11 protein-coding genes are annotated in these 12992 nt (G+C 67.8%); 7 read left to right on the top strand and 4 right to left on the bottom strand.

Features of this window, described 5'->3' with window-relative positions; translation table 11 throughout:
- Positions 1-50 precede the first annotated feature (50 nt).
- From ACT54L_RS09785 to ACT54L_RS09775, 3 genes are all read left to right on the top strand, one after another.
- Complete coding sequence (locus ACT54L_RS09785; RefSeq protein WP_476085394.1) at positions 51-1079, top strand: glycosyltransferase; 1029 nt, start codon at positions 51-53, stop codon at positions 1077-1079.
- 189 nt (positions 1080-1268) lie between these two features.
- Positions 1269-2795 (top strand): O-antigen ligase family protein, encoded by a 1527-nt coding sequence (locus ACT54L_RS09780; RefSeq protein WP_476085393.1) that lies wholly within the window; start codon positions 1269-1271, stop codon positions 2793-2795.
- On the top strand, positions 2792-3934 hold the full coding sequence (locus tag ACT54L_RS09775) for a glycosyltransferase (RefSeq protein WP_476085392.1): 1143 nt from the start codon (positions 2792-2794) through the stop codon (positions 3932-3934). The genes ACT54L_RS09780 and ACT54L_RS09775 overlap by 4 nt, the downstream gene beginning before the upstream one ends.
- A gap of 12 nt (positions 3935-3946) precedes the next feature.
- Here the strand turns inward: ACT54L_RS09775 and ACT54L_RS09770 are convergent, their stop codons facing one another.
- Complete coding sequence (locus ACT54L_RS09770; protein ID WP_476085391.1) at positions 3947-5764, bottom strand: sugar transferase; 1818 nt, start codon at positions 5762-5764, stop codon at positions 3947-3949.
- On the bottom strand, positions 5761-6828 hold the full coding sequence (locus ACT54L_RS09765) for a glycosyltransferase (protein WP_476085390.1): 1068 nt from the start codon (positions 6826-6828) through the stop codon (positions 5761-5763). The genes ACT54L_RS09770 and ACT54L_RS09765 overlap by 4 nt, the downstream gene beginning before the upstream one ends.
- 144 nt (positions 6829-6972) lie before the next feature.
- Between ACT54L_RS09765 and ACT54L_RS09760 the strand changes: the two genes are divergently transcribed.
- Genes ACT54L_RS09760 through ACT54L_RS09745 form a run of 4 tightly spaced genes read left to right on the top strand, consistent with a single transcriptional unit; the run spans position 6973 to position 10492 of the window.
- The gene (locus ACT54L_RS09760) at positions 6973-7254 is read left to right on the top strand and encodes an STAS domain-containing protein (RefSeq protein ID WP_476085389.1); all 282 of its coding nucleotides are present in this window, start codon (positions 6973-6975) and stop codon (positions 7252-7254) included.
- Positions 7251-7607 carry a hypothetical protein gene (locus ACT54L_RS09755; protein WP_476085388.1) on the top strand — a complete coding sequence of 119 codons (357 nt, stop codon included), beginning with the start codon at positions 7251-7253 and terminating at the stop codon, positions 7605-7607. The genes ACT54L_RS09760 and ACT54L_RS09755 overlap by 4 nt, the downstream gene beginning before the upstream one ends.
- 1 nt (position 7608) lies before the next feature.
- Positions 7609-9780: an SLBB domain-containing protein gene (locus ACT54L_RS09750; RefSeq protein WP_476085387.1), complete on the top strand. Its 2172-nt coding sequence runs from the start codon at positions 7609-7611 to the stop codon at positions 9778-9780.
- A 25-nt stretch (positions 9781-9805) separates the two neighbouring features.
- Positions 9806-10492: a P-loop NTPase family protein gene (locus ACT54L_RS09745; protein ID WP_476085386.1), complete on the top strand. Its 687-nt coding sequence runs from the start codon at positions 9806-9808 to the stop codon at positions 10490-10492.
- 60 nt (positions 10493-10552) lie between these two features.
- On the opposite strand, the gene ACT54L_RS09740 is transcribed toward ACT54L_RS09745, so the two are convergent.
- A complete protein-coding gene (locus ACT54L_RS09740; RefSeq protein ID WP_476085385.1) occupies positions 10553-12019 on the bottom strand; it encodes a GumC family protein in 1467 nt (488 codons plus the stop codon).
- A gap of 6 nt (positions 12020-12025) precedes the next feature.
- Positions 12026-12670, bottom strand: a complete 645-nt coding sequence (locus ACT54L_RS09735) for a hypothetical protein (protein WP_476085384.1) — start codon at positions 12668-12670, stop codon at positions 12026-12028.
- Positions 12671-12992: the final 322 nt, after the last annotated feature.

The raw sequence follows: 12992 nt of genomic DNA, 5'->3' as shown, positions 1-12992 counted from the left end.
CACGGCGTGGGGCACGCGCCGGCGCGGACCGAGGGACAGGGGAGACGGGGGTGGCGGGCGAGATCTGGCAATTGCTGGACGCGAGCGGCATCGGTGGCATTGAGCGGCACGTCATCGTGCTGGCGCAGGCGCTGGCCGAGAGCGGGCATCCATGCCGCGTGGTGCTGCTGTCCGACCATGGCGACACTCCCTTTCTGGGCCGGCTCAAAGCGGAGGGCGTGACCTTCTCGGTGCTGGATGGGCGGTTCGGCACTCTTCTGAGGCGGCTGAAGGCCGAGCGGCCGCGGCTCCTGCACACCCACGGCTACAAGGCGGGCATTTTTGGCCGCCTGGCGGCGAAGCTCGCCGGCATACCCTGCGCCTCCACCTTTCATGCGGGCGAGCGCGCGCCCTTCCCGGTCTCGCTTTATCAGCGCCTGGACGAGATCACGGCACGCCTTGCCACGCGCATCGCGGTCAGCGCACCCATCGCGGCGCGCCTGCCTGCGCCGGTGACCCTGCTGACCAACTTCATTCCCGTCCCGGCCGCCCCGCCGGCCACGCCCGTATCGCAGACGGTGGGCTTTGTCGGACGTCTCAGCCACGAGAAGGGCCCCGACCTGTTCTGCGCCCTCGCCCGCCGCTTTGCCGAGCACGGCATGCCCGGCCTGTCCTTCGAGATGTTCGGCGACGGCCCGCTGCGGGCCGAGCTGGAAAACACCTATGGCGCGGTGGTTCAGTTCCACGGCCTTGTCACGGACCCCGGCGGCATCTGGCCGCGCATCGGCCTCCTGCTCATGCCCTCCCGCGCGGAGGGGCTGCCTTATGCGGCCATCGAGGCCATGGCAGCGGGAAGGCCAGTGGCCGCCAGCGCCTTGGGTGCGCTGCCGGACTTGATCCGGCCGGGCGAGAACGGATGGTTGTTTCCCGCGGGCGACCTGGACGCCGCGCAGGCGGCGGTCACCGCCTGGCAGAGGGGTGACGCGACCGACCGCGCCGCCTGGTCCCATGCCGCATGGCGCACCGCGCGGGAGGGATACGGCACCCAGGCCCGTCTCGGCGATCTCCTTGCCCTTTACGACCGTATCGCCCCGCTCTGACGCGCCTGTCCGCACCGGGGGCCCTCGACCCGCCGCCTGAGGCGCGCTTTCCTCGGCCGTCCTGTGCGTTTATCCAGAGGGGCGATAAGCTTCTTGGATCAGGCTCATCCCCGATCACCGGTGCCGGCCCCGCAAGGTCCGGCGCGAGGCATCGGTCCTCATGCGCGCCGACGACGAGATTTTCACGCGATGGAAGGCCTTTACCAGCCCCCGCCCCCGACGCGCCTCACCAGCCACTGGCGGGACATCCTGATCGCGCTCGCCGCGACCGGGATCATGTTCTATCTGTGGATCGGCGTGGAGGGCGTGGAGTATCCCGTGCTCCTGGCGACCCTGGCCATCGTGGTGGTCATGGGGTTCGACCGGCCGGCCATTCCCTGCATCCTGTTCGTGATCTTCTCCTTCCTGCGGGTGCATGAGGCGTTTGAGATCCTCAATCCCTGGAAGATCCCCCAGATCCTGGCTCAGGTGTCCATCATCGTCGTGTTCTGGCACCTGGCGCTGGCGCGCACCATGAAGCCGTTCTGGACCCGCGAGCTGACCATTTTCGCCATCTTCTTCCTGATTGCGACCGCCACGGTGGCCACGGCCGTGTCGCGCGAACTGGCCTTCAAGCAATGGTCGGACCTGTTCTCGAAGGTGGGGCTCATCACCGTCATCGTCGCCTGGACCACGCGGACACCCAGCGATTTCCATCTCATCAACCGCATGTTCGTGATCTTCGGTTCGGCCGTGGCGAGCGTTGCCATCTCCAACAAGCTCAACGGGATCGGCCTAGTGGAAGGCACCCGCGTGACCATCGGGCGCGCCACGGGCTCGGTGCTGGGCGACCCCAACGACTTGGCTCTGGCGCTCCTCTTTCCCTTGAGCTTTGCCGGCTCGCTCATCATCGGCCGCGTCAACATCTTCGACCGCCTGCTGGGGTTGGCTGGCTTTGCCACCATTTTCGCCGGCATCATCTGCACACAGAGCCGGGGCGGGCTGCTGGGCATCACCGCCGTGCTGGCGCTGCTGGGCAGCCGCTTCATCAAGAGCCGGACGCTCCTCATCACCATCGGCGTGGTGGGCGTGATCGGCCTGTTCGCGGTGGCTGGCATTTCCGGCCGGCAATCGGGCGGCGCGGCGGAGGAAGGCATTGATGAATCCTCCCAAGGACGCCTCAATGCCTGGGAAACCGCCTGGAACATGGCCAAGGCGCGGCCCCTCACCGGGGTCGGGCTCGCCAATTTCGCGCCCAACTATTTCTTCTTCACCAATGACTGGGACGGCAAGCCCCACGCCGTGCACTCCACCTGGTTCGGCATCCTGGCCGAGACCGGCTTTCCGGGGATCGCCGCCTTCCTCACCCTGGTGGGATCCACCGCGCTGGTGGCCCGTCGGTCGCTGAAGATCGTGGACAGCCGCGATGTGGATCCCCGGCTGAAGACCGCCGCCGTGGCGCTGGCCGGCGGGCTCGCCAGCTTCTGTGTGTCCGGCACCTTCCTCACCCAGGGCTTTTCCTGGCCCTTCTACATGATCTTCGCCATGACGGTCGCGCTCGCGCGTGTGCTCTCCCTCGACCAGCCGCAGGAAGCCCCCCTCGCCGCGGAGCTGGCGCCCCTTCCGCGTCGGGACCTCCCGTCGGAGATGCCCCTCAACGAGGGGGCGGTGCCAGATGAACGGGGGCGCCCGCCGCGGCAGCCGCCCAATTTCCAGCCGGGAGCACCCATTTCGTGACTGCGGATCTGGTCGTCTTCGGCGAGGATTGGGGCGGTCATCCCTCGTCCACCCAGCATCTGGTGGGACGTCTTCTCGCCCACCACCGGGTGGTGTGGGTCAACTCACTGGGCCTACGTCGGCCGCGTCTCACCGCCCATGATCTCGCGCGCGCCGCCCGCAAGGTGCGGGCCATGCTGGGTCATGGCGTCGCCTCTCCCGCCCCGGGCACGACGCGACCGCTCCCCCCCGGCCTCCAGGTGGTCTCCCCGCAAGTGGCATCCTGGCCCGGCAACCCCCTGGTGGAATGGCTGAACCACGCCTCCCTCGCCCGTCAGTTGGGGACCGTGCTGCCCGCCTCCGGCATCAGCCGCCCCATCCTGTGGGCCTCCCTTCCCAGTGCGGTGGCGGCCCTCGGCACGGCCGGTGAGCGGGCGGTGGTCTATTATTGCGGGGATGATTTCGGCGCCCTGTCCGGGGTGGACCACGCCCCCGTTCTGGACATGGAACGGCGCCTGGTGGCACGGGCGGATCTCGTGATCGCGGCCAGCCCGGCGCTTGCCAACCGCTTTCCGGCACAGAAGACTCACCTGGTGCCGCATGGGGTGGATTTCGATCTCTTTGCCCGACCGGCCCCTCGGCCCGCAGACCTGCCGGGCGGCCCGGTGGCGGGCTTTTATGGCAGCATTTCCGACTGGCTGGACATTGCCATGATCGCGCGGGCCGCGCAGGACTTGCCGGAGTGGCGGTTTGTCTTGGTGGGCGCGGTCCATACCGACGTCACCCCCCTCGCCTGTCTGCCCAATGTGCACTTCCTGGGCCCGCGGCCCCATGACGCCCTGCCCGGCTATGTGCAGAATTGGACGGTCTCGCTGATCCCGTTCCGCGACACGCCCCAGATCCGCGCCTGCAACCCCCTGAAGCTACGCGAATATCTGGCGAGCGGCACGCCGGTGGCCGCGACGCGCTTTCCCGCCCTCGCCCCCTATGAGGCGGAGGTGAGCGCCATCGAGCCGGGAGGCGCGCTTGCCCCCGCCATTCGCGCAGCGGCGGCGGGCGCCAGCCCGGACGCCGCCGCCGCCCGCCGCGCCTGCGTGGCCGGAGAAGGCTGGGACGTGCGGGCGCAGGAGGTGGAGCGCCTGCTTTCGGCCCTGGGCTGAACCGACCGCAGCCTATTGGCCCTTGCCGAGCACCATGGTGGTGAAGGTGCGCATGATGATCCAGAGGTCCGTCTTGATCCAGTCCACCGGATCCAGCAGGCGCATGGCATAGGCGTGGTCGTAGGACACCTTGGAGCGGACATCCTCGATGGAGGCGTCATAGCCCTGGTTGACCTGGGCCAAGCCGGTAATGCCCGGCTTCAGGCCAAAGGTGCGCTCCACATAGAAGGGAATTTCGGTTTCCAGCTTCTGGAAGAAGACCGGCCGTTCCGGCCGCGGGCCGACGATGGACATCTCCCCCTTCAGCACATTGATGGCCTGGGGCAGTTCGTCGATGCGGGTCTTGCGCATGAAGCGGCCGATGGGGGTCACCCGCGGATCGTTGGCGGAGGCCCACACGGCGCCGGTGCGCGCCTCCGCATCCACTCTCATGGTGCGGAACTTGTAGAGGTAGAAGAGGTGCGTGCAGGTGGGCGTCGACCGGCCCACCCGGATCTGCCGGTAAAACACCGGCCCCTTGGAGGTCAGCTTGATGGCCAGCGCCACCGGCACGAAGGCGATGATGAGCACCACCATGGCCACCGATCCCACCACGATGTCGAACGCCCGCTTCCCCACCCGTACGAGGGGATGCGTGAAGTCTTCTCCGTCCAGCTCCACCCTGCTCTCCCCGGCCCGCCCCCAGCGGCCCTTGTCCCGTCCCGACACCTGCCGGATGGCCCCCACCAGCCCGGCTACATGACCTTCCACGAAATAGGCGAGCAAGCGCATCGGCCGCGGAACCGCTTCCGGCCGGAGCATGGCGACGCACGCCGAGCCGTAGAGCGCGATTTGTCCTGCAAGGGCCAGCACATACAGCGGCGCGCCCGTGAAGGCGAGCACCACATTGGTCAGAAGGGCCACCGCCAGGAGGACCGGCGCCAGCGCGCGCAGCGCCTTGCCCGACAGGAACACGAAGGCCAGGCCGGGCCGCCGGGGATCGGCCAGGCCCATCAGCCGCAAGGCCTGCTGAACGTTACCGGAGGCAATGCGCACGCGCCGCCGGAATTCCTGGCTCCGCTCCGTGCGCTCGGCCTCATAGGCCACCATGCGCCGGTCATAGACCGCTCGCGCGCCGGCCGCGACCATACGCATGGGCAGGATGACGTCGTCATTGATGGTGTCCGCCGGTAGCGGCGTGAACAGCTCGCGGCGGAACAGGTAGAATGCCCCATGCACCCCGATGGGTGCGGCAAGCGCCGCTTCGTCCGCCTTGATGGCGGTCTGATAGGCCCAGTAGCGCGCCTCGCCGGCGCTGCCGGCCGCGGTGAGCGCATAGGTCGCGGCCACCACCCCGACGGCGGGATCGGCGAAATGGGCGGCGGCCCGGCGCAGGCTGTCGGGCGACAGATGGGCTGAGACATCGGAGAGGCCCACAAGGCCGGGTGGCAAGCTGCCAATGACCTCGTTCAGCACCGCCACCTTGCCCCGATTGAGCACGAAGGCCCGGATCTCTGCCTGGAGGCCGGCGCAAGCGGGGGAAGCGAGCGCGGCGCGGGCCACCTCCTCCGTGCCGTCGGTGCAGCCGTCACAGGCGACGATCACCCTCAGAAGGTGGCGGGGATAATCCAGGCGCGCGCAATCCTCGAGCTTGCCGGCGATGAAGCGCGCCTCCTGATAGGCCGGAATGACCAGCGTGATCGGCGGCAAGGCCACGTCCGGCACTGGCGCGGGCTCGGCCGGAGGCGGGCGGCGGCGGGCCAGCGCTCGCAGCAGGAGCGGATAGAGCGCGTGGTGATAGACGACGCCGATCACGCTGGCCCAGAACAGGATTTCGAGGATCAGCCTCATGGGCGGGAAAGGTCCGTCAGCTCTTCATAGGCCGCCACCATGCGGTCCCATGAGAAATGGTCGAGAACAAAGGCGCGAAGCCCGGCCGGCCGGGGCATCGCCAGCGCGGCCCGCAGCCCTGCGGCCAGGGCCGACGGCTGGCCCGGCGGAACGAGCCCGCCCGTTCCCGGACAAACGCCCTCTGCCACCGACCCAACCCGGCTCGCCACAACCGGCACGCCGCAGGCTTGCGCCTCCAGAACGGACAGCGGCAGCCCCTCGTTCCGGGAGGGCAGGCACATGACATCGAACGCGGGATAGACGGCCGGCATGTCGCCGCGATGACCAAGGAAGCTCACCCGGCTGGTGATTCCCAGCCCCTGGGCCTGCGCCTTCAGCGACTCTTCCCGGCTGCCATGCCCCACCAAGGCAAGGTGGACGTCGGGAAGCTCGGCGATGGCGTTCAAGAGCACGTCATGGCCCTTGACCTCCTCCATCCGCCCGGCGGAGCCCACGATCGAGGCGCCCTCGGGCAGACCCAGCATCCGCCGCGCCGCGCCTTGGTCCGCAGGGCGGAAGCGGTCCGTGTCCACCGCGTTGCGGATCACCCGAACCTGGCACGTGGGCATGATCTGCCGGACGGTGGCGGCCACCCCTTCGGACACGGCCACCACGCGCGGCCTCAGGACCCGAGACAGGCCCCCGGCCAATTGGCGGCGGCGGGGCGCCTCATAGTGCCAGACATCATGCTCCACATAGGCGAGCACGGGCACCCCGGCGAGATGGGCGGCGATGCCGCCATAGAGGAGCGGCCCGATATGGTGAGTCACCACCGCCCGCGGCTTCAGGGCCCGGAGCCGACGCGCCAGACGCAGCACAAAGGCCGGTTGGAGCCCCGTCGGCTTCTCCAGCCCTTCGACCGGGAGGGCGGAGGTGGCTGGCCAATGGGCTCTGATTTCGGCGGTGCTCCAGTCCAAGCTCAGGACCGGGTTCACGCCGGGGAGGCGGGCCGCCAGATCGAGCGACAGCGTCTCGATACCTCCCGGGCTAAGGCGTTGAACGATTTGCACCATTCCGCCCGGCACGGCGCTCTCCACCTGTTGCCGATCGGCGTCCAAACGGCCGATCTTTACCCGCTATTAAGGTAAATCATTTGTTCTTGCGAGAGCGAGAGCGCTGCGTCGCAGCGATCGGCGACGGCGGCATGGGACGTCGCCTGGGGGAAGATCATGGCAAGGCTGGTGGAGATCACGGAAGACATGGACGCCGCGGCCATGACTCGCCTGAAGCCCCTGTTCGAGGAACTGGGCGCCGGGGCGGACGACGTGACTCTCGACCTGGCCGGCGTTGAGTTTGTGGATTCGTCCGGCATTGGGGGCATCGTGTTCCTCTACAAGCGCTTGCGCATTGCAGGCCGAAAGCTGCGCCTGCGCGGCGCCAGTGGGCAACCGCTGCAGCTCATCACCCATCTGCGCCTGTCCGACCTGATCGAGAACGGACGCAAGGCATGATTTCGCGCGCGCTCTCCCTCCTGCTGCTGATGAGCGGCCTTGCGCTCTCCGGCTGCGCGAATGTCTCCTTCACCCCTTGGCCTCCCGACGGCACGGGAGGACTGGCGGAGCGGCGGCCATCCACGGATGCGCGGATCGACGCCCTGCAACAACGCATGTTCCGACTGGCCGAGCGCAATGCCCGCTACTACGCCGCCGCGTCCTTCCAGGACGCAGAACTGATGATGATTCAAGTTCGACGCCTGTCAGAAGGCGGATTTCCCGAGGATACGGAAATCGAGATCGCCAAGCTGAAGCAGCAATTGAACAAAGTCGAACGCCAGGTGGCGGAAGCCTCCGGGAAGGGCCCGTGACATGCGCGTGACCCGCACCTCCCTGATCGCGAGCCAGCCGTGGCCCCTGCTGCGGCTGATGGCCTTTGCCTGGTCGCTGCTCCTCTTTCTTTTCGCCCTCGCCGGCGGCGCCAATGCCCAGACCACGGCAGCGGACGAGGACGCGCGGCTGCGGGCGGGGGACATTCTGGCCATCGCGCTGCCCGGCGAATCGGCCCTCAACGCCGACCTGCCCATCGACCGCCGGGGCCGCGTCACCTTGCCCGAAGTGGGGCAGGTGGAAGTGGCCGGCCGGACCATGGCGGAGGCCGCGACCCTCATTCGCAACGCATTGTCGAAGGCCTACCGTGACATCGGCCGCCTGGCCGTCACGCTCAAGGAGCGCCGGCTCTACATCACGGTGCTCGGCTATGTGGGCAAGCCGGGAGAGGTGGACCTGCCGGCCAACGCCACCGTCCAGGAGGCCATCTCCGCGGCAGGCGGCCTTCTGCAAGGTGCACAGCTTGACAAGCTGCAGGTGCGGCGCGGGAACCGCGTCATCGTCTTCGACTACAAGAAGTATCTGGACACCGGAAACCCCAAAGACATCCCGCAGCTCCAGCCGCTCGATGTCATTTTCGTCCCCTCTTCGCCCGCCACCGGCAATGTGCAGATCAATTTCGACGGCCGCACCCTGTCGGAACAGGGCGATGCCGCCGAGAGCACGCAGGCCATCAAGGTCTTTGGCGAAGTGAACCGGCCCGGCTCGTTCGCCTTCAAGGACGGGCTGACGGTGGTGGACATGATCATGCGGGCGGGCGGCATCACGCGCTATGCCTCCATCGACCAGATCCGCGTTATCGAAGGCGGCGAGCCCGCCGTCTTCAACCTGCGCCGCTTTCTGGATACGGGCGATGCCAAGCTGATGCCGATGCTGCGGCCCGGCGCCACCATCTTCATCCCCCGCCAGGAGGAGGAGATCCGCCGCTCCGTGCGCACGGTCTATGTGATCGGCGAGGTGAACCGTCCCGGCTCCCTGGAAGCCCCGCCGGACGCCAAGCTTCTGGAAATCATCGCCAATGCCGGCGGCCCCACCCGCTATGCGGAGACCACGCGCCTGCGCATCCTGAAGGCGGACGGTTCGGTCGTGCCCTTCAACCTCGCCGCCTACACGGAAGGCGACAAGAAGCCGCTGCCGGAAATCATGCCAGGCGACGCCGTCTACGTGCCGGAAAAGCTTGAATCCGCGGACCGCCCGTCCTGGCTGAAGATCCCGCCCACCCGCGCGGTGGAAGTGATCGGCGCCGTCAACCGGCCTTCCCGCTACGAATGGTCCTCAGAAATGAGCCTGATGGATCTGCTGGGCGAGGCCGGCGGCCCCAACCAGCGCGGCGACATCGCCCATATCCAGATCGTGCGGGCGCGGGGCGATGGAAAGCCCACGACCTTCGACCTCGGCGCCTTCCTGGCCAATGGCGGCAACGTGAACGACCTGCCGAAGATCCAGGCGGGCGACGTGATCCGCGTGCCGGAACTGCCGGACTCGCCCATCGACAACAAGGGCAAGTGGGTGCAGCTGGCGAAGGAAGACGTCATCTACATCATGGGCCAGGTGGCCGTGCCCGGCCGCTATGCCTTCAACAAGAGCATGACGTTCCTGGACATCCTGACCGCGGCCAACGGCCCGACCTCATCGGCAGACCTGCGCAACGTGCGGGTGTCCCATCGCGGACTGCCCGGCTCCAAGGTGACCCAGGTGAACCTGGCGCAGTATTTCGCGACCGGCGACGAGCGCCTCCTGCCCAAGGTGCGCAACGGCGACGTGATCTTCATTCCCGACCGCACCAACAAGGACTGGTTCGAGGATCCCAAGGAAAGCACCGTGCGCGTGCTGGGAGCCGTCAACAAGCCCGGGCGTTACCGCTTCATCTCGGACATGACGCTGCTCGACCTCCTGGCCGAAGCCGGCGGCCCAAGCAACGACGCCTATGCCCAGAAGATCGTGGTGGTGAATCTCGGCTGCTGCCGCGAGCAGGCACGGGTCTTCAACCTGATCGAATTCGCCCGCACGGGTGACATTACCAAGCTTCCAGTGGTGCGCCCCGGAGACACAGTCTATGTACCCAACATCAATCAGAGCGAATGGAAGATCTTCGTTGACGCTCTGCAGAACATCATACCTGTCGTCGCGCTGATCGCGGCCTTTGGCGGCTGACCGTCCGAAGAAGGGAACGGACACCATGTGGGGTAGAGGCCTGCGAGAGGTCGAATCGGTCTATCTCGCGACCTTCGGTCAGGGTTCGCGCGTGGTGGGCATCACCAGCGTGCGCAGCGGCAGCGGCGTCAGCGTGCTGGCCGGCGCCCTGGCGGAGCGTTGCCAGCGTCAGAACCGGGCACTGCTCGTGGGTCTGGCCGATCCAACCGCGGCGGTCCCGGCGCAGGCGACGCCATGGGTGCCCACCGATGAGGCCATCGCGACCTATGCGGTCGCGGACCTGCGCGGCTTCGACAGCCTGATTGCCGCCCCGACCCCGGAACAGAGCTTCTCGTTCCGCAATGCCGGGGCGGTCCGCGCCATGTTCGAGCGCCTGCTGAACACCTATGACATGATCGTGGTGGACTTGGCGGCCGTGGAACCGCGCGAGCGCGTGGCGGTGCCGGTCACCACGGTGGCGGCGGCGTGCGAAAGCGTGATCGTGGTGTGCCTTGCCGGACAGGACACCCGCCCCTCCATCACCCGCGCCGCCAACCTGCTGCGCCAGGCCGGCGCCCCTCTGCAGGGGGTGGTGATGAACGACCGCTTCAATCAGACGGTGGGCGAGGAGCTGGTGTCCGGCGCCAATCGCTTCTCCAAGCTGGCGCCGGGCCTGGTGCACAAGTTCATCGATTTCGTTGAACGCACCAAGATCCTCAATACCAAGCCCTGACCATCGCTTCCGAGGAGATCGGAACAGCGAAGCCGCCGGCACGCGGCCGGCGGTGTCTGCTCATGGCATGACCGGCCGGCCCACCTGCTGGATGCGGGGGATGCGGGCGATGACCGGGACACCGAACAGACGCGAGAAGTCGGACGGCCGGCGCAAGCGGTTGTCGAGCAGTTCCGCCGCACCCGCCAGCGCGCCACCCAGCGCGATACCGGCGATGATCCCGGCGAGCACATAAAGCACATAGCCGGGAGTGACCTTGGGGGCAGGATTGCTCGGCGGCTCCAGGACCTTCACCCGCTCGGGCGCCTCGAACTGGCCCAAAGCCCCGGTGACGCGCGCCATCTCATAGCGCTTGGCGAGGGATTCATAATTGTCGCGGGCGGAATTTACCGCGCGCTCCAGCGTCTGCTGCTGCTGCTCGATGGGGCCGAAGGCGGCAATGTCCCGCTGAAGCAGCACGGACTGCTCCTTCATCTGCTCCACTTCCTTCTGGAGCGCCACCCGCCGGGCCTGCACCTCCTGGAGGCGCTGAAGCTGGGACACCAGGAGGGGCGCATTCTTCGGTTCGGTGCCGTCCTGGTTCTGGGTCACGCCCGCCGCCATGTTCCACAGCCGGTCGAGATCGCTGGAGTCGATGTCCCGTGCGGACGCCAGCAGGTGCTGCCGCTCTTCCTCCAGCCGCGTCAGCTTGCGCACCGCCGCCTGGACCTCGGAATGCTGGTCCGTGTAACGCGCGCGAAGGGAGGCCAATTCGGCGGAGACCTGGACAATGGCCTCCTCGATGCGGCCCACCAGCGGGTTGGTGGTGGCGAGGCGCTTGCGGAAATCCTGGGCGGTGGCATCCGCGCTGCCCAGCTCCATCTCCTTGGCCTCGATCTGCTGCTGCAGGGTGGCAAGGCGGCCCACCGTGGAGTTGTAGATGGCCGGAAGCTTGTCCGCATTGGCGATCTTGAAGTCGGAGAATGCCTTCTCCGCCTGATCGAGCGCCTTCTTGCGCTGGTCCATCTGCTCCTTGAGGAAGCGCTCGCTGTCCTCCACCGCCGTGCGCTCCGGGGAGACGAGGCGCTCGATGAAGCGGCGGGACAGGGCCTCAAGCACGGCCGAAGGCGAGGTGGGATCGAGGGCGCGGTAGCGCATCTCGATGATGTCGGTGCCCAGAAGCTGGATGTTCACCGCCCCGGAAAGGGCGCGCACCATATTGTCCCGCTCCTTGGGATCGGTATTGGGCCCGATGCGACCAAGGTCCTCCAGCACCCGCCCCAGAACCACTTCCGAGTGGGCGAGCGCAATGAGCGCGGACATGCGCTCCTTCAGATTGGGGCTGACCGCGATGTCGTTGAGGATCGGGTTGAGCTTGGCGTTTTCCTGAACCAGCAGGGTCATGCGCGCTTCATAGCGCTGCGGCGCCACGCTCGCGGCGATGATGGCCAGCGGCGGCAGCAGGAGAATCGGGATGAAGGCCAGGAACCGCCGGCGCCACGCCACCTGGACGATGTAGGCGATGGTATCAGCCGTATTGTCCAACATTCCGTCTTAGTTCCTCGCGCCGACGACGATGCTCACCGTATCCGGTTCGCTGGTGGGATCATAAAGCTGGGTGCTCGACCAATCCGCCGGCAGCAAAGACTTTACCGCACGGGCCCGCTTGTTCGCCAGCAGGGCCTGCTCAAATGCCGTTGTCCCCGGCCCGGGGCCGGCGATTAGGGTTACCCCTGTCTTAGCGGGCAGACGCGCGGCCTTCACGGCCTTGGCCAGGGCGGCAACCTGGGCGGGGGACGGCTGGTCTTCGCCGCCCTCGAATGTGACCTCGAAACGCTTGCCCGAAGCGGCAGGCGCCGACACCGAGCCGGTGGTGGCCGGCCCCGCCTCGCCCTGTCGCGTGGCCGGCAGGCCCGCCACCATGGCCGCCGCAGCCTGCTGGCTGGAGCGGGCCGTCTCGCCTCCCGTGCCTGCGGGCGCGGGCGCCTGAGCGGCAGCCGCAGTAGCGCCCGCCGGGGCCGTGCCCTCCGGCGCGGCGCCGCCGCGCGCGGCCGCCAGCATTTCGTCCACCGACACCGCTCCGCTGCCGCCGTTGGGGCCCAGCGTGCGATCCTCGGTGACCACCGACGCCTGGACGGTGTTGGGAATGAGGGAGACGGGATCGGGATTGGAGGCGCAACCGGCCAGGAGAAGGCTCAAGAGGCCCGCCAGCATCATTGCCTGGGACCGGCCCCGGATGAAGGACCGCCGGCCGCGGCGCGGCGGGATCGGCATCGCGCGAATCATGCCCTCAAGCTTAATGCGACCCGAGGGAAATTGCTTGTAGGTCGCGCGGCCCGGCGTGGCCGAAGGGCGCGGGCCGACAATTTCCCATCCTTGCGCTTCACCTTCCGGCGGAGCCGCTTTAGACCATGCGCAGGATCGGCGCAGCCAGAGCGGGGGCCTTGGCCGCGGCGAGATGAGCCGCCACCGATCCGCGATGATGACAGGGCTTCGGCGACCAATGCGGGTCTTGAGCTCG

The sequence above is a fragment of the Aquabacter sp. DMC10 genome, assembly GCF_056314145.1.
This window is presented reverse-complemented; position numbering and strand designations above follow the sequence as displayed.